Genomic DNA, 15,925 nt, shown 5'->3' on the forward strand with positions numbered 1-15,925 from the left:
CGGCGCGCTGCTGCGGTCAGCGGGCCGACTCGGTGTCGAACGTGTAGAACTTCCGGTGGTCCAGCAGGTCGGCCGGGGTCACGTTGTCCCACGGCCGCATCGGGCGGTGCAGGTCCACGACGTTCGGCGTGGCCGCGCCCGGCAGATAGGCGGACTTCGGGTTCCGGCGCTGCCACTCGGCCCACAGCATGTCGATGAACGCGTGGTGCATCCAGAACACCGGGTCGTTGGGAGAGGCCGCGCTGGACATCTGGCCGCCGATCCACACGTGGACCCGGTTGTGCAGGCCGGCCCCGCGCCAGCCCTCCAGATGGTTTCGGAAGCCGTCCGAGGAGCTGTTCCAGGGGGCTGCGTCGTACACCGGCATGGCGAGTACGGCGTTCACCTCGGCCTTGGTCGGCAGCTGTACCCCTCGCGCGCCGAGTTCGCGCACCAGGTAAGGGCGCTTGTCCACCCCCACGGTGACCGCCCACTTGCCCGCCGCGTACGCGAACGGGCCGTCGAGCACCTGGCCGTCGCGGTCCCGGCCGGTACCACCCAGGAAGTCCGCGGCCCAGAGGGAGGAGGCGGGGGTGCGGTCCACGGTCCAGTCCCAGTAGGGGAGAGAGACCTTCGGGTCCACCTTCTGCAACTCGGCTTCGAAGTCCAGCAGGAAGCGGCGGTGCCAGGGAAGGAAGGAGGGGGCGCGGTGTCCGACCCGGTCGCCGAAGTCGCTGTCGGTCATGAGGAAGGTGTTGTGGGCCCTGACGAAGCGGTCGTACGTGCCGTTCCGCTTGAGCTCGAGCAGCGCACCGGTGAAGGCGCGCTTTTCCTCCGGGGTGAGCTTGGCCTGGTTCTTGCGGACGGTCATGCCGTGCCCCCCGTGGGGCCGAACGCAGCGAGGGCGGCGCCCCGGAGGTCCCGCACGGCGGCGCGGACGACCGTGACCGGGTCGGGAAACGTCTCGTAGTGGTTGACGACGCTGACCCAGCTGCCGTCGGCATTGCGCATCACGTGCAGCTCGTTGCCGTCTATGCGGACCGTGGGCAGACCGGGGGAGTGGTGGCCGCCCTGGTGGTCGCCTTCGCCGAACGTGATCTGGATGCGGCGGCCCTCGTAGACCTCGTCGATGGTGCCGGTCGGTATCGGGCCGGGCGACGAGGCCGCGTCGGCCCCCTTCGGGTCGCCGTCCGACGAGGAGGTGGCGGAGGCATGGATGACGGCCGCGGTCAGCCCGACCGCGGTGACTGCGCCGACAGCAGTGCCCAAGGCCTGTCGGCGGGTGATCTTCTTCATGGCTTGAAGAGGTACCAGATGGCCGGGAACACCTGATCAGTGCCCTACGCATCCATCCCGGCAGCGCGCAGGACTCCCCGCCTCGTACGGAACGTCACACGAAGGCGGGGAGCCCAGAGGCGATGGTCAGCCTTTCGGCGCCGCCACCGGTACGGGCCGGCGGGCGGTCCGCGTCATTGCGCCCTCCACGTGGTTCGCCCTGAGCGCTGCGTACGCGCTGGACAGCGCCTGCTTCCGGACCGGGCGCCGGTCGGCGAACGCCGTCAGGTCGCCCGCGCACTGCAGCTCCCATCGCGGGAAGCGGCGCCGGGACATGGCCACGGAGGCGCTGGGGGCGAAATACAGCATCGTGGTGTTCTCGTGGGGGTTGTGCGCCGAGCCCTCGTACACCATTCGGCCGCTGGTCTCGAGGCGGTCCGCCAGGCGGGCGAGCGCGCTCGCGTCGGGCCGGTCCATGAACAGTCCGACGTGGTTCTCGAAACCGTGGACGCGCTCCTGCGCCCCCACGTCGTCCGTGTAGCCCGGGCTGCACCGCGGGAAGAGGAAGACCTCGACCTCCGGTGCCAGGCCGCTCGTGACGCGCAGCCGCGTCACCCGTATGTCCGCATCGTCCGGGAGCCAGTGACGCTCCACCAGACGGCGCTTGACCAGCACGCTCGGTATGGTGGTCGATGCGGGCCAGCCGTTTTCCTCGAAGTACTCGAGAGCGGATTCCACTGTTTCCGGGAACAGTAGCGTTGCGCAATGCGACACAACGCATCCGCTTTTGATTTCCCGTTTGAGATCGCCCGGTATCCAGGGTGGCAGGAGAGCGTCCAGTGATTTCGTGGAGGCGTGGAGAGCGTAGTCAACAGCATGCTGGAGGCGCTGGACGTCGCACGGTTCGAACGTCACTTGATGCATGTCGCAGCCTTTCTGTTGCCGACACCTGATTAAAGCCATGTCACCCATCAGGCGGCACTTGGCCATAGTCTGATCGGGTGAACGTAGGTGTCTGACCTGCGCATCTTGACGTCATGCAACCGTGGTTGTACTCATCGGTGAAGTACCGCACTTCAACGGAAGGCGTCTTTCCCAGGAGGTAGAGGGCATGTCTCCGTACGGCCGAAAGAACTCTCCGCGCATCGTGATAGCCGGTGCCGGAATTGGCGGACTGACAACGGCCTTGAGCCTTCATGCGGCAGGCCTGGACGATGTGCTCATCCTGGAAGCGTGCCCGAATCTGCGCGCCGTCGGTGCGGGAATCAATCTGCAGCCCGCCGCCGTGCGCGAGCTGACCGAACTCGGTCTGGCAGAGGCCCTCGACGGCGTCGCGGTGGCGACCGCCCGGCTGGAGTACCACCACCGCTACGGCGGCCTGATCTGGTCGGAGCCGCGCGGCCGCGCCGCCGGCTACAACTGGCCGCAGTACTCGGTGCACCGGGCGGACCTGCAGGACATCCTGCTGGCGGCGGTCCGGGACCGGCTCGGCCCCGAGGCGCTGGTCACCGGAACCCGCCTCGTACGGTACGAGCAGGGCCGCCGGCACGGCCGGCCCACCGTACGGGCGTACGTGGCGGGACGGCCCGGCCCGTTCTCCTGCGACCTGCTCGTCGGCGCGGACGGAATCAACTCCGCCGTGCGCGCGACCATGTATCCGGACGAAGGACCGCCGCTCGGCAACGGGATATCCATGTGGCGCGGGGTGACCGAAGGCCCGCCCTTCCTCGACGGGCGCACGATGGTCATCGTCGGCTGCAACGCGCGGGTGAAGGCCGTGGCCTATCCCGTCTCCCGGGCCGACGGGAACGGGCGGTGCCTGCTCAACTGGGTGGTGGAGAGCCGCACCGACGAAGGCCTGGGCGAGGAGGACGCGCGGGGCGGGGCCGACTGGGACCGCGCCGTACCGCCGCAGGAGGTGCTCGTACACCTGGCGGGCTGGCGCAGCGACTTCCTCGACCTCCACGGCATCATCGCCACGGCGCCCCGCATCGGCCGGTACCCGATGATCGACCGCGACCCGCTGCCGGCCTGGACGGACGGCCGCGTCGTCCTGCTCGGCGACGCCGCCCACCCCTTGTACCCGACCGGCTCCAACGGCGCGTCACAGGCCATCGTCGACGCCCGCGTCCTCGCGTACGCGCTCGCCCACCACGACGTGGACGAGGCCCTGGCCCGGTACGAGGCGGACCGCCGCCCGCAGACCACCCTCCTCCTCGCCGCACACCGCCGGCTGGAACCCGACCCGGTCCTCCGTCAGGTGGAGGCCCTTGCCCCGAACGGCTTCCTCGACATTCGCCACGTCCTGCCGGAGGACAGGCTGGACGGCATCAAGTCCTGTACGCGCCAGGTCACCGGCGTGGACGCCACCGCGCTCAATGCGCGTTCCTCCTGGAGCGTCGCCGTATGAACGGTTTCCGTCTGCGTTCGACCTCCGCCGCCGCGCTCGCCTCCGCCGCACTGCTGGTGGCGCTGGTGTCCGCCACCGGACGGCACGCGGCCCCGCCGCCGCCCTCCGGCTCCGCCGCGCGCCTGCCCGACTGCGCCGACAACGCAGGCGGCGCGGTGTGCTCCACGTACGGTCCCGCCGCCCGCCTGGGCCGCGGCACGGTCCGTACGTACGGGGAGTACCAGGGCGCGATCCCCAGAACGCTGGGAGTCTCCCTGACCGCCCCGGCCGTCACCGCCCTGCCCACCACCCCCACCGACGGCAAGCACTGCTACGACGCGGACGCCGACGGGAGCCTCGACGACACCCACGAATGCGTCGGCGGCCACAGCCTGGAACTCGCGCTGCCGCCCGCCCCGGCCGGCCTGCCCTTCCAGTGGGTGCTGTTCAACTGGAACCCGCACGGCCACAACCCGCACGGCCGCTACGACGTCGCCCACTTCGACGTGCACTTCTACCTCGTCCCGCGCGAGGTCCGGTCGGGGATCAAGACCGGCGGCTGCGCCCTGCTGATCGCCTGCGACCAACTGGCCACGGCCGGAAAACCCGTCCCGGCCGCGTACCTGCCGGCGGGCTACCCCGCCAGCAGCCCGCAGACCGCGGAAGGCGCCATGGGCGCGCACCTGGACAGCCGCCCCCCGTCCACGGGCACGCTCAGCGGCCAGACCTTCATCTACGGGGCCTATGCGGGCGACCTGATCTTCATGGAGCCCATGCTCACCAGGGACTTCCTCCAACGGCACCGCACCTCGGCCGGCCACCGCACCTGCGAGGCCGTTCCCCAGCCGGCGGCCTGGCGGATCCCCGGCTGGTACCCGACGCGCTACTGCACCGCCTACCGCCCCGACGAGGGCGACTACACCGTTTCCCTGACCGACTTCGTCCACTCGGCCGGGGCACACCGCCTCGCCACGGCGGTCCGGTGAACCCCTGCCGCGTGGCGCAGCGGGCGCGTGGGGCGGGGAGCCGTCACAATCGGGCTGTCCGTCATGCCGCTTAGTCACCCATTTGGGGGCCAGTTCATGTACGCAGCCGTGGTCCACGCCCTGGGGCAGCCTCCCCGGTACGAGTCCGTGCCCGAGCCCGCTCCCGCGGCCGGCGAGGTCGTCGTCGAGGTGCTGGCGGCCGCGCTGTACCCGCTGGTGCGCTCGTTCGCCTCGGGCGGCCACTACACGGGTGGGGATGCGCTTCCGCTGATCCCCGGGTTCGACGGGGTGGGCCGGACCGCGGCCGGTGAACTCGTCTACATCTCGGGGCTGGAGCCCCCGCGCGGGACGATGGCCGAGCGCGTCGCCGTACCGGCCACCGCACTCATGCCCGTACCGGAAGGCCTCGATCCGGTCGCGGTCGCCGCCGTCATGAACCCCGCGTCCTCCGCATGGATCGCGCTGCGTGAGCGGAGCCGGCTGCGCAGGGGGGATTCGGTGCTCGTACTCGGTGCCACGGGCAACGCCGGGCGCGCCGCGATCCAGCTGGCCCTCGACCAGGGCGCGGGCTCCGTCGTGGCGGCCGGGCGAGACCCGCTGGCCCTGGAGGCCGCGGCAGCGCTGGGCGCTCACCGTACGGTCGCCCTCGAGGGCACCGACGAGGACGTCGCGGCCGCTTTCGGCGCGGCGGCCGCCGACGTGGACATCGTGCTCGACTATCTGTGGGAGCGCCCTGCCGAGCTGGCGCTCGACGGAATCCTCCGCCACCGCGCCGATCTCACCCGACCCCTGCGTTGGGTGCAGGTGGGCTCCGCGGCCGGGGCCGACATGACCCTGCCGTCCGCGTGGTTGCGCAAGGGGGACGTGAGCGTCTGCGGGAGCGGACTCGGCTCGATCTCGCGCGCCCGCCGGGATGCCGCCCTGCGCGAACTGCTCGACCGGCTGCCCGACCTGGTGCCGACCACCGAGGCGGTCGCCGTGCCGATGGCCGAGGTGGAAGCCGCCTGGGAATCCCCGCTGCGGTCCGGCACCCGGCTCGTGTTCGTCCCCGCCGGCGCAGACGTACGGGCCTCCGGAGCCTCGCAAGCCGTCAGGAACCGGGAATCGGTCTGACGATCGCTCTCCTCTCTCACGGTGCCCCGTCGTACGGGGGCGGCGGCGGGCTGGGTGCCAAATGGAGGCCCAGCGCGCCGCCGACCTCCGGCGTGAGCGGGCCGGGCGGTTCCATGCCAAGTGGGCCGGCTGTTGCTCCACGACCACGAGGACGACCCGCTCACCGTCAGGAGCCTGGCCTCCGCCGACCTCGACCACGTCCGGCTGGCCTACCTCTCCGCCTGCCGTATCGCGGCCATCGACACCGTCGACCTGCTGGACGAGGCCATCCACCTGGCCTCGGCGTTCCAACTCGCCCGATTCCCCCGCGTCATCGGCACCCTGTGGGAGATCGACGGCCAGACCGCCGTCCGCATCGCCCGGGCCTTCTACGACGGCCTGCGGACCGACGCGACTGCCGTCGACCCGGACCGGGCCGCCGGTGCACTGCACGATGCCGTGCGACGACTACGGGACGGAGACGACCTGCCGCCCGGCCACGACCGCAGAAGCGCTCCGCTCCTGTGGGCGCGTGACGGGGAGCGCATCCGGTCGCCCCTGATCACCCCTAACCGCCTAACCGCCTAACCGCCTAACCGCCCTTGAAGCCGCTGCACTCCGTGCGCTCGTTGCCCTGCGAGACGGTGTACTGGGCGTTGTCCACGTTCAGCATCTGGAACCCGCCGTCGGCACCGATCGTGAAGGATCCGCCCGCCGCGGTCGGCGAGGACAGGAACGCGGGCCCCGGTGTGAACCCGCCACCGGACAGGTGCACCTTGCCGTTGGGGAAGACACCGGAGATGGAGCAGGTGGCAGCGGGGGCGGCCGCCGCAGCACCCCATGCGAGGGAGGCGGGGGCGGCGATGAATGCGCCGGCCATCACGGGGGCGAGCAGCAGCAGACGTATGCGTCGGTTCAACATGCTTCCTCCCGATGGAGCCAGGGAAAAGCGGTGTGTCCGTCCTTCCATCGTCCCCCGCCCCGCCCGGCGTGTCGATCGGGGGCGACGGGGCGCGTGCCGCGCCGATGGTGCAGGTGGGTGGGACGCTGGGAGGGGCCGGGCCCGAACCGTGGGCCGTGCCGTGGAAGTGTGGAGGACCACCCATGAAATGCGCAGCGAGAAGTGGCGCGATCAAGGTCTCGTCCGTACTGCTCGTGGCGGGCGCCCTGGCCGGAGGTCTCTTGGCAGGTGCCGGTACCGGCACGGCGGCAGCCGCGGACGCCCTGCGACGGGCACCGGCGGCCCCGTGCACGAGCAGCCAGATCGTTGCGGACGGCGCGCAGCGGACCGATTCCACCCATGTGCTGATCACCGTGACCAACCAGGGTCCGAAGTCGTGCGTACTGAACGGCTTCCCGACCGTGGCTCTCGCGGGCCAGGGCTCGCCGGACAAGAACAGGCCCCTTCAGGTGACCCGTCAGGGGAAGGCGCGGCCCGTGCAGTTGGCTGCCGGAGGCCAGGCCGCGACGCGGCTCACGTTCACACCGGTTCTCGGTGAGGCGGACGGCTTCTGCGACTCCGGCGCCGATCCCACCGTCGCACCATCGATGGTGGTGGGTGTCGCGGGAGGCCGGTACCAGCTGGCGCCGGACGACGGCGGCGAGTTCGCGCTGTGCGACAACGGTGTCCGTGCCACGGCCTTCCGTGCGGCGGGTTCCTGACACCGCGTTGCCGTGGACGCAATGCGGCTGGTGACGGCAGGGTGATATAGCGTGCGCACGTCAAACACGAACGATGCACACGCTCACGGGGGATTCCCACATGACCTATCCGCCTCAGCAGGGCCCCGGCCCGTACGGCCAGCCTGTCCCGAACGGACAGCAGCCGCAGGGGTACCCGCCCCAGCCGGGATACGGATACCCGCAGCAGCAGGCCCAGCCCCCCTACGGCGCGGCACCCCAGCAGTACCCGCACCCGCAGCAGTTCGCGGCTCCGCCGGCGCCGCCCGCCCGGCGCGGCGGCATGGGGATCATGAAGATCCTCAAGATCATCGCCGGTGTGGTCGTCGTCATCATGGTCGCGGTCGGCTACTTCGCGAGCCGCGACGACGCGGACAAGGCGAAGGTCGGGGACTGCCTGACGAACAAGGGGAACACGGTGACCCCTGACCTGCAGGTGGTGAAGTGCGGTGGTGCCAACGCCGAGTTCAAGGTGGTCCAGGTGATCCCCGACACGCTCGACACGAACCAGTGCCAGGGCAAGTCGGACATCGGCTACCAGGAGCAGATGAGGGGCTCCCGGCGCAGCTCGGGCAAGCAGTTCGTGCTCTGCATCGACGAGATCAAGAAGAGCTGACCGAGCCGCCCCGGCTCGCCTCCACGCAGCCGCCCCGGAGCCGGCAGGTTCCGGGGCGGCTGCGGCTGTTGGGGGCCCGACGGCTGTCCGACGCCGTTCACTGAGCCGGTCGGGGGAGAGTGAGCCACGGCGGGGGATGCCTGTCGTTTCCCGGATATGACTGATCTCATGGTCCAGATCCCGGCCGACTGGCTGGCCAGGGTGTTCCTTTCACTCCGCCGCGGCTCGTCGGAGGACGCCCAGGTCTCGGCGGCGGAGCTGCGGCCGTTCACCGAGAAACCCGGGCAGCGGATTCCCGTACCGCGGGCGACGGTCCTGCGCACCGAGCTGGCGCTGCGGGGAGAACTCGAGCGCGCCCAGGAAGAGGAGCGGCGGGCACGGCTGTCAGAGGAGGCCGACTACCTGATCAGCGCCCGCCTCGGCGGGTGAAGCGTCCCTCAGTACACGAGCTTGTACGTGACGTCCTTGGGGACCGGAGACGGTGCGTTGTCGGGGTAGAAGAGCCGGATGGTCGTGAAGCGCTGGACGTCGGGGTGTCCGGGCCAGGGCTCCGGCTTGCTCAGGGTCACCTTGACCGGGTACGCGTGGAAACGGCCGGCCGCGCAGTTGGGCTCGCAGGCGTTCACCATGTCGGTGCCGGTTGCCGTCGCCTTCCGCGGCCCCCAGGTGTCCCAGCTGAGCCGGACGAGGCGGTTGTTCCCGTCGCCGCAGGCCAGCAGGTACTCCTCGGGGCGCACCTGGGCCTCGGAGAAACAGTCCACGACCACGACCGGTTCGGGATCCGGTTCCGTGGCGGCCCGGGTCTGCGCAGAGGCGGGTACGACACCCACCACGAGGGCCGCAGCCGCGCACAGCAGGGTGGCCGTCCGCACGCTCCGCACCCCGGCTCGGGATGCACGAGCGAGTCCGCCGTCTCCTGAAACGTCCACGGGACCTCCTCGGGTCATCCGTCCGCCGTCGGTGCGGCACCCGTCCCAGCTTCCCCCATCCGGGCGCAGCCCGCACCCGCTGCGGCGGGGGCCGAGCGGATCACCGACGGTGGAAATCACCGGCAGACCCGCTCCGCGTCGGCCGGGCGGAGGTCATGACCCGGTTCAGGAAACTCCGTACCACTGGCTGGCCCAGCCGGTGTTGATCGTGCTGGTGGACTGCTCGGCGAGGTTCAGGTTGGCCGGGAGGGAGGTCTGGCCGGTCAGGACCGTGCTGTAGCGGAGGTTCGGCGGGGTCAGGCCCGCGTTGACCGAGATCCCGGCGCCCGTCGCCTTGAGGGTGAGGGCGTTGGTGGCCCAGTTGCCGTTGAGGAGGAGGGCGACGAAGTACGTACCGGGTGCGGCGGTGAACGGCTTGGCGAGCGGCAGCGGCTTGGCGATCGCGTCGGTCATCAGCTGCGGCGAGATGTCCGCGGTGGTCGCGCGCAGGGCGCCGGTGGCGTCGTAGACGCCGAGGTAGCACTGGGAGAGCTGGGCGTTGGGGTCGATGCCGGCCAGCCCCAGCCACACGTTGGACCAGGTGATCTGCTCGCGCAGCACGATCCGCACCAGGGTGACGCGTCCGCCGACCCCGGCGGCGGACTGGGCGGTGACGTGCCCCGCGTCGTTGGGGTCACCGGTCCAGGCGAGGAGGTTCTGGTCCTGGGGCCGGGGTCCCTCGTACCCGGAGCCGCTGCCCGGCGCGACGGGAGCAGGAGCGGTGGCGACCGCGCTGCTCGGCTTCTCCTTCGGGCTCCCACCGGGCGAGGTGCAGCCGGTCAGGACGAGCAGTGCCGCGAGTGCCGCGGCGATGCCGGTCGAGACGGTGGTGGTACGGGTGCGCATGGTCCCCCCATGAGGTGCAGATGTGCCAAGGAGCCATGGTCACACGGGCACTCGCCCGCTCCCCGGGCGAGGTCCGGTAACGCGCGCACGACGGCCCCGCCGGTCGTGTCACACGCTCAGGTCGCGGTGCCGGACCGGGGGGGGACTACTTCTTCGCGGCGCCCACCGGGGCGGGCCAGAGGTGATCGGGCGTCACGATGGAGGTGACCGCGTTCCCGATCAGGCCGGACAGGTTCTTGCCCTGGTAGTCGATGTCGCTGTTGACGAGCACGACCAGGGTGGCCTTCTCGGCGGGGAGCTGGGCGGCGATGGTCTCGTAGCCGGGCAGCTCCCCGTTGTGGCCGAGCCAGCCGTTGAAGTCGAGGATGCCGAGGCCGTACGAGGCGCCGGGGATGACCCCGATCGGGAGCGTCCGGAGCCGTTCGGCCTGCGTCTTCTTGGTCAGCAGCCGGCCGTCCGCGAGCGCCGGGGCCCAGGTGTGCAGGTCGTCGAGGTCGGAGATCATGGCGCCGGCGGCCCAGGCCCAGCTGGGGTTCCAATGGGTGGCGTCGGCGACGGTGCCCTTCGGGGTGAAATCGGTGTACCCGTGGGCATGCGGGTCGGGCATGGCGCCGTTACCGGGAAGCGAGGTGGCGTTCAGTTTCAGCGGCGCGAACACGTGGTCCCGGAGGTAGACGTCGAGGTTCTGCCCGCTGACCTTCTCGACCAGCATCCCGAGGAGGACGGTGTTCGTGTTGCAGTACTCCCACCTGGCACCGGGCTTGAAGTTCGGGGGATGCCGGAAGGCGACGTCCACGAGCTGGCGCGGGGTGTACGCGCGGTGCGGGTCGGCGCGCACGCCGGCCATCCACTTCTCGTCCACGGTGTAGTCGAAGAGGCCGCTGCGCATTTCGGCCAGCTGGCGCAGGGTGATGCCGTCCCCGCCGGGGACGCCGGAGACGTACCGGGAGATGGGGTCGTCGAGTCCGACCTTGCCCTGATCGACGAGCTGGAGGACGCCGGTGACGGTGAAGGTCTTGGTGACGCTGCCGATCCTCGAGTAGAGGTCGGACTTCATGGGCGTGCCGGTCTGCTTGTCCGCGACACCGAAGGACTTCTCGTACACGCCGCGGCCGGGCACCCACATGCCGATGTCGAGGCCCGGCATACCGGTCTGCTTCATGATCTTCGTGATCGCCGCGTCCAGCTTCTGCACGGTGGCGGGATCGAAGTCCGTGCGGACGGAGGCGGACGCGTCGGGGCCGGTGCCCGCGCACAGGGCGGCCATCAGCAGCGCCACGGCGGCGGGCGCACCCGCCCGCCGGACCCGGCGCCCACGCAACGAACGACACCTGCCCATGACCGGTCACCTCTGCCCAGGTTCGACGAAGACGAATTCCCCGAACCCCCGAGCGGCTCCATCAAGCGTAGGAGCGCCGCCCGCCCGTCGCGATTCGCCGGGTGGGCGGCGGGCAGCCTGCTCCGCCGGCCAGTACGCGGGCGGCCCGGCCCGCCGGGACCCGACGCAGGACCCGTCGCGGCATTACGGCGCGATCGGCAGCCGGCGCTTGTGGTCGGTCTGGCGGTAGCGGCGGACGATCGTGTCGAAGGCGCGCTCGTCGACGGGCTTGCCCTCGAGGAAGTCGTCGATGTCGTCGTACGTGACACCGAGGGCGTCCTCGTCGGCCTTGCCCGGGTCCAGGGTCTCCAGGTCTGCCGTCGGGGTCTTCCAGACGAGCTCAGCAGGGGCGCCCAGGGCGTCTGCCACGGCGCGTACCCGGCGCTTGGTCAGGCCGGTCAGCGGGACCAGGTCGGCCGCGCCATCGCCGAACTTGGTGAAGAAGCCGGAGACGGCCTCCGCAGCGTGGTCGGTGCCGACGACCAGGCCGTCGTGGGCGCCGGCCACCGCGTACTGGGCGATCATGCGCTGGCGGGCCTTGATGTTGCCCTGCACGAAGTCCTGGTGGTGGGCGTCGCGGAAGACGGTGCCGCCGGCGAGGGCGGCCTCCAGCGCGGCGTCGCTGGCGGGCTTGACGTCCACCGTCAGCACCCGGTCCGCCTTGATGAAGCCGAGCGCGAGCTGCGCGTCCTGCTCGTCGGCCTGGACCCCGTACGGCAGCCGCATCGCGTAGAACGTCGCCTCGTGGCCGCTCTCCCGGGCCCGCTCCACGGCGAGCTGGCAGAGCCGTCCGGCCGTGGTGGAGTCCACGCCGCCGCTGATCCCGAGTACGAGGGAGCGCAGGCCGGTGGAGGTGAGCCGGTCCGCCAGGAAGGCCACCCGGCGCTCGATCTCCCGGGGTGCCTCGAAGGTTTCCGACACCTGGAGTTCCCGGGCGATCTCCTGCTGCAGAACGGTGGACGCCGGCCGGCTCACGGCTGCTCCTCGTGGTCGATGGTTGATCGTCGTGCGCTGTCCCGCCGACCCTAGTCGAAGCGTCCGGCCCGCCGTGAGTCGGCTGCCGCCCTCGGCCTGTACCCCGTGCGGGCCGAGATGCGCGGCCCGATCGTTCGCTTCCCACCGAACTCTTGAGGCATCCTGGAAGCATGAACGCCTTGCATCCCGAGACGCCGGCCGACGGCGTCGCCCCCGCAGCGCGCCTCGCCGCCTTCGCCGCGGCCCTGGCCGATGAGACCCGGGCCGCCATCTGCATGACGCTGCTCGAGGGGCGTGCCTGGACGGCGGGTGAGCTGGCCAGGATCACCGGGGTCGCGCCGTCGACCGTGAGCGGCCATCTGACGCGCCTGCTCGATGCGGGCCTGTGCGTCACCGAGCGGCAGGGCCGCCACAGCTACGTGCGGATCGCCGACGCCGCGACGGCCCGCCTCGTCGACGAGCTGGCCTCGTACGCGGTCCCCGACCGGGACGCGGCGCATGCGGTACCCGTGGTGGCTGCGCCCGACCCGCTGGCCCGGGCCCGGACCTGCTACGACCATTTCGCGGGGCGGCTCGGGATGGCGGTGACCGACGCCATGGAGCGGCGCGGGCTGCTCCGCACCGACGGGGTCTTCGAGCTGACGGAGGCGGGGCGCGAGTGGTGCGCCGGGGCCGGGGTCAGCCTTGTCCACGAGGGACGCAGGCCGCTCGCCAGCTCCTGCCTGGACTGGACCGAGCGGCGTCGCCACCTGGGGGGCCTGGCCGGGGCGCGGCTGTGCGCGCGGGCGCTCGACGAGGAGTGGGTGGTGCGGCCGGCGGCCGGCGGGCGGGGGCTGGAGGTGACCGAGGCCGGGGAACGGGCCTTCGGTGACCTGCTGGGGATCGGCGCGGAGGCTTGGAGCTGAGCCGGAGCGTCCGGCGCAATATTTCGGTAGACGCCGAAGTGTTGTCCTCGTAAGGTGTTGCCCATGACGTTCCGCCTGCACTCCATTCCGCCCGGCGTCCTCACGGTCGGCGCCGTCTCCTTCACCGTGTTCGCCTGGGCGTCGGCCTTCGTGTCCATCCGCAGCGCGGGTGACGCCTATTCACCCGGTGCCCTGGCCCTCGGCAGGTTGCTGGCCGCCTCGCTGGTGCTCGCCGCCCTGCTCGTGATCCGCCGCCAAGGCCTGCCCCCGCGGGGGGCCTGGCGCGGAATCCTGGTATCCGGGGTGGTCTGGTTCGGCGGCTACACGGTCGCGCTGAACTGGGGCGAACGGCTGGTCGACGCGGGTACGGCGGCGCTGCTCGTGAACACCGGGCCCATCCTCATGGCCCTGCTCGCGGCCCGGCTGCTCGGCGAGGCGCTGCCGCCACGGCTCCTGGCCGGCATGGCCGTCTCGTTCGTCGGGGCGGTGGTCGTCGGCCTGTCCATGTCGTCCGGCGGCGACGGCTCGACCTCGGTGCTCGGCGTCGTCCTGTGCCTGCTCGCGGCAGTGGCCTACGCGAGCGGCGTCATCGCGCAGAAGCCCGCGCTGTCCTTCGGGACGCCCCTGCAGATCACCGCCTACAGCTGCCTGACCGGAACCGTGGCCTGCCTGCCGTTCACGGGGCAGCTGGTCGCGGAGCTGCCGAGGGCGCCGGTGTCCGCGACGCTCAACATGGTCTACCTGGGCGTGGTGCCGACCGCCCTCGCTTTCACCACGTGGACCTATGCCCTGGCGCGCATGCCGGCCGGGAAGCTGGGCGCGACGACCTATGCCGTCCCGGCCATCGTCGTCCTGCTGAGCTGGGCCCTCCTCGGCGAGGTCCCCGCCTGGCTGACCCTGCTCGGCGGGATGCTGTGCCTGGCCGGCGTGGCGGTGTCCCGCTACCGGCCGCGTACCCCGACGGATGCCGCGGCCGGCATGCAGACGTCCGGTACCCGGTGACGTCCGAGACGGCGAAGGTCCGGGCGCGCGCGGGCAGACGGGCTAGCCGGCGGTCTTGTTCTCCTCCAGCGGCACCGTCAGGCCGATGCCCTCGGCCGCCACGGCGATGGCGAAGTCGAAGTACGCGGCCTCGTCCCGCACGCTGTCGTGGGTACGGCTGAAGACCTGGAACACCAGCAGCCCGATCAGGTTGCTCCACAGTACGATGCCGCGCTCGATGAGGTCCGAGAACGGGGCCTCGGGCACACCGCCGAAGAGCTCCACGGCCTCCGGCCGGAGCAGGGGCGGCCCCGGCACCGTCCGCCGGGGCGGGGTGAGTTCACCGGCCGCGAGCGCCGAACGTACGATGCCGGCCAGCACGGCGGGCGTGCGCGAGGCGGCCGGGACGGTGTCCTGCGGGGCGTGGTAGCCCGGGACGGGGGAGCCGTAGATCAGCGTGAACTCGGCGGGGTGGTCGAAGGACCACTGCCGCAGTGCGCGGGTCACCGCGAGGAGCCGCGCGCCGGCCGTCGCACCGGCGGCGCCGGCGGCCTGGTCGGCCTGCTCCATCGCGGCGGCGGAGTCGTCGTAGGCGTCGATGACCAGTGCGGTCAGCAGGTCGTCCCGGTGCGGGAAGATGCCCGCCACTTCGCCGACGGCAAGACCGCCGGCCTCGGCAACGGCATCCGGCGACAGCCCTGAGGCGCCCAGTTTCACCAGCAGTTGGCGTGCGGTGGCCTTGACGACCGCCGACTGCGGGGAGTTCTCATCGGTAGCGCTGGGGGAAAGATCCATGGCCAAACCGTACCTGTCGGCCACCACGCTACTGCTCCAGACGGGACAGGTCGGGTGCGCGGGCGCCCGAGGCCTCGGGGATCGTCTCGCCGATCGCCTCCAGTTGCTCGGGGGAGAGACGGAGAGTCAACGCCCCGAGGTTCTCGGCAAGATGGGCGCGGCGGCGCATGCCGGGCAGGGGGATGACGGTGTCCGGCTGAGCCAGCATCCAGGCGATCGCCAGCTGCGCCGGTGTGCAGCCCACGCCCGTGGCGAGAGCCCGCAGGAGGTGCACGAGACGCAGGTTGGCAGCGAGGTTGTCCCCCTGGAAGCGGGGCTGGTCGCGGCGGATGTCATCCGCAGCCAGGGCCCCCACGGAGTTCAGGGCTCCGGTGAGCAGGCCGCGGCCCAGCGGCGAGTACGCCACCAGCGCGACACCGAGCGCCCGCGCCGCGGGCAGGATCTCCCGGTCCAGGCCGCGCGTCCACAGGGAGTACTCGCTCTGCAGCGCGGCGATCGGGGCGGTCGCATGCGCTCTGCGCAAGGTGTCGGCGCTCACCTCCGACAGGCCGATGTGGCGTACCTTCCCCTCGCAGACCAGCCGACTCAGGGCGCCGACGGTGTCTTCGATGGGGACGTCGGGGTTGCGGCGGTGGAGGTAGTACAGATCGATGTGGTCGACGTTCAGGCGCCGCAGTGATGCTTCGCAGGCGCGCTTGGCGTAGGCCGGGCTCGAGTCGGCCCGTCGCGCCCGTGGGTCCTCACCTCGCACCACGCCGAACTTGGTCGCGAGGAACACGCGGTCGCGGCGACCCGCGATGGCCCGGCTCACCAACTCCTCGTTGGTGAAAGGGCCGTACATGTCGGCCGTGTCGAGGAAGGTCACACCCCGCTCGAGCGCCTCGTGGATCGTCGCGACCGACTCCGCCTCGTCGGCGGACCCGTAGAAGTCGGACATGCCCATGCAGCCCAGGCCCATCGCCGATACGAGCGGGCCGTCATGCCCCAGAAGCTTCTGCATCCTTTCCCCTTCCCCGGTCCTCCGTCTCCGGTCGTGCTGCGCGCGCGGAAGGCGGTCTTC

Annotated in this window: 19 protein-coding genes; 9 read left to right on the forward strand and 10 right to left on the reverse strand. The window is 71.4% G+C overall.

The genetic code is table 11. The features are described 5' to 3' along the window. Positions 1-16 precede the first annotated feature (16 nt). From AB5J51_RS36015 to AB5J51_RS36025, 3 genes are all read right to left on the reverse strand, one after another. Positions 17-850 (reverse strand): tyrosinase family protein, encoded by an 834-nt coding sequence (locus AB5J51_RS36015; protein WP_136223419.1) that lies wholly within the window; start codon positions 848-850, stop codon positions 17-19. Continuing rightward, positions 847-1,275, reverse strand: coding sequence for a tyrosinase family oxidase copper chaperone (locus AB5J51_RS36020; RefSeq protein WP_053787423.1), 429 nt, complete (start codon positions 1,273-1,275; stop codon positions 847-849). Before AB5J51_RS36020 ends, AB5J51_RS36015 begins: the two co-directional genes overlap by 4 nt. Positions 1,276-1,401: 126 nt before the next feature. Beyond that, the gene (locus AB5J51_RS36025) at positions 1,402-1,992 is read right to left on the reverse strand and encodes a hypothetical protein (protein WP_136223421.1); all 591 of its coding nucleotides are present in this window, start codon (positions 1,990-1,992) and stop codon (positions 1,402-1,404) included. 373 nt (positions 1,993-2,365) lie between these two features. Here AB5J51_RS36025 and AB5J51_RS36030 point away from each other — a divergent pair, with 373 nt between their 5' ends. The 4 genes from AB5J51_RS36030 to AB5J51_RS36045 all read left to right on the forward strand — a co-directional run bounded on the left by AB5J51_RS36030 (position 2,366) and on the right by AB5J51_RS36045 (position 6,309). After that, entirely contained in the window at positions 2,366-3,664 is a 1,299-nt protein-coding gene (locus AB5J51_RS36030) for a flavin-dependent oxidoreductase (protein WP_053787421.1), read from the forward strand. Continuing rightward, the gene (locus AB5J51_RS36035) at positions 3,661-4,629 is read left to right on the forward strand and encodes a hypothetical protein (protein WP_369779629.1); all 969 of its coding nucleotides are present in this window, start codon (positions 3,661-3,663) and stop codon (positions 4,627-4,629) included. Before AB5J51_RS36030 ends, AB5J51_RS36035 begins: the two co-directional genes overlap by 4 nt. Before the next feature lie 96 nt (positions 4,630-4,725). Further along, on the forward strand, positions 4,726-5,742 hold the full coding sequence (locus AB5J51_RS36040; protein ID WP_369779630.1) for a zinc-binding alcohol dehydrogenase family protein: 1,017 nt from the start codon (positions 4,726-4,728) through the stop codon (positions 5,740-5,742). Between the two features lie 120 nt (positions 5,743-5,862). Beyond that, on the forward strand, positions 5,863-6,309 hold the full coding sequence (locus AB5J51_RS36045) for a CHAT domain-containing protein (protein ID WP_369779631.1): 447 nt from the start codon (positions 5,863-5,865) through the stop codon (positions 6,307-6,309). Positions 6,310-6,313: 4 nt separating this feature from the next. Here AB5J51_RS36045 and AB5J51_RS36050 read toward each other — a convergent pair whose 3' ends face one another. Then, positions 6,314-6,643, reverse strand: coding sequence for a hypothetical protein (locus AB5J51_RS36050; RefSeq protein WP_159047206.1), 330 nt, complete (start codon positions 6,641-6,643; stop codon positions 6,314-6,316). Positions 6,644-6,825: 182 nt separating this feature from the next. Between AB5J51_RS36050 and AB5J51_RS36055 the strand changes: the two genes are divergently transcribed. From AB5J51_RS36055 to AB5J51_RS36065, 3 genes are all read left to right on the forward strand, one after another. Next, complete coding sequence (locus tag AB5J51_RS36055; RefSeq protein ID WP_168724191.1) at positions 6,826-7,383, forward strand: DUF4232 domain-containing protein; 558 nt, start codon at positions 6,826-6,828, stop codon at positions 7,381-7,383. A gap of 100 nt (positions 7,384-7,483) precedes the next feature. After that, positions 7,484-8,017, forward strand: coding sequence for a hypothetical protein (locus AB5J51_RS36060; RefSeq protein ID WP_136223433.1), 534 nt, complete (start codon positions 7,484-7,486; stop codon positions 8,015-8,017). 168 nt (positions 8,018-8,185) lie between these two features. Continuing rightward, entirely contained in the window at positions 8,186-8,446 is a 261-nt protein-coding gene (locus tag AB5J51_RS36065; RefSeq protein WP_136223435.1) for a hypothetical protein, read from the forward strand. Between the two features lie 8 nt (positions 8,447-8,454). On the opposite strand, the gene AB5J51_RS36070 is transcribed toward AB5J51_RS36065, so the two are convergent. The 4 genes from AB5J51_RS36070 to nadE all read right to left on the reverse strand — a co-directional run bounded on the left by AB5J51_RS36070 (position 8,455) and on the right by nadE (position 12,184). Then, positions 8,455-8,889, reverse strand: coding sequence for a hypothetical protein (locus AB5J51_RS36070; RefSeq protein WP_240805198.1), 435 nt, complete (start codon positions 8,887-8,889; stop codon positions 8,455-8,457). A 222-nt stretch (positions 8,890-9,111) separates the two neighbouring features. Next, complete coding sequence (locus AB5J51_RS36075; RefSeq protein WP_369779632.1) at positions 9,112-9,831, reverse strand: hypothetical protein; 720 nt, start codon at positions 9,829-9,831, stop codon at positions 9,112-9,114. A gap of 145 nt (positions 9,832-9,976) precedes the next feature. Further along, positions 9,977-11,152, reverse strand: a complete 1,176-nt coding sequence (locus AB5J51_RS36080) for a serine hydrolase domain-containing protein (protein ID WP_369779633.1) — start codon at positions 11,150-11,152, stop codon at positions 9,977-9,979. Positions 11,153-11,353: 201 nt separating this feature from the next. Then, positions 11,354-12,184, reverse strand: coding sequence for an ammonia-dependent NAD(+) synthetase (gene nadE, locus AB5J51_RS36085; RefSeq protein ID WP_369779634.1), 831 nt, complete (start codon positions 12,182-12,184; stop codon positions 11,354-11,356). 170 nt (positions 12,185-12,354) lie between these two features. Here nadE and AB5J51_RS36090 point away from each other — a divergent pair, with 170 nt between their 5' ends. Together AB5J51_RS36090 and AB5J51_RS36095 are read left to right on the forward strand one after the other, a co-directional pair. Further along, complete coding sequence (locus AB5J51_RS36090; protein ID WP_133899111.1) at positions 12,355-13,089, forward strand: helix-turn-helix transcriptional regulator; 735 nt, start codon at positions 12,355-12,357, stop codon at positions 13,087-13,089. A 63-nt stretch (positions 13,090-13,152) separates the two neighbouring features. After that, the gene (locus tag AB5J51_RS36095; RefSeq protein ID WP_369779635.1) at positions 13,153-14,091 is read left to right on the forward strand and encodes a DMT family transporter; all 939 of its coding nucleotides are present in this window, start codon (positions 13,153-13,155) and stop codon (positions 14,089-14,091) included. A 42-nt stretch (positions 14,092-14,133) separates the two neighbouring features. On the opposite strand, the gene AB5J51_RS36100 is transcribed toward AB5J51_RS36095, so the two are convergent. Continuing rightward, positions 14,134-14,865, reverse strand: coding sequence for a TetR-like C-terminal domain-containing protein (locus AB5J51_RS36100; protein WP_369779636.1), 732 nt, complete (start codon positions 14,863-14,865; stop codon positions 14,134-14,136). 28 nt (positions 14,866-14,893) lie between these two features. Then, positions 14,894-15,865, reverse strand: coding sequence for an aldo/keto reductase (locus AB5J51_RS36105; protein WP_369779637.1), 972 nt, complete (start codon positions 15,863-15,865; stop codon positions 14,894-14,896). Positions 15,866-15,925: the final 60 nt, after the last annotated feature.

Origin of the sequence: Streptomyces sp. R33 (assembly GCF_041200175.1) — a bacterium.
Taxonomy (GTDB): Bacteria; Actinomycetota; Actinomycetes; order Streptomycetales; family Streptomycetaceae; genus Streptomyces; species Streptomyces katrae_B.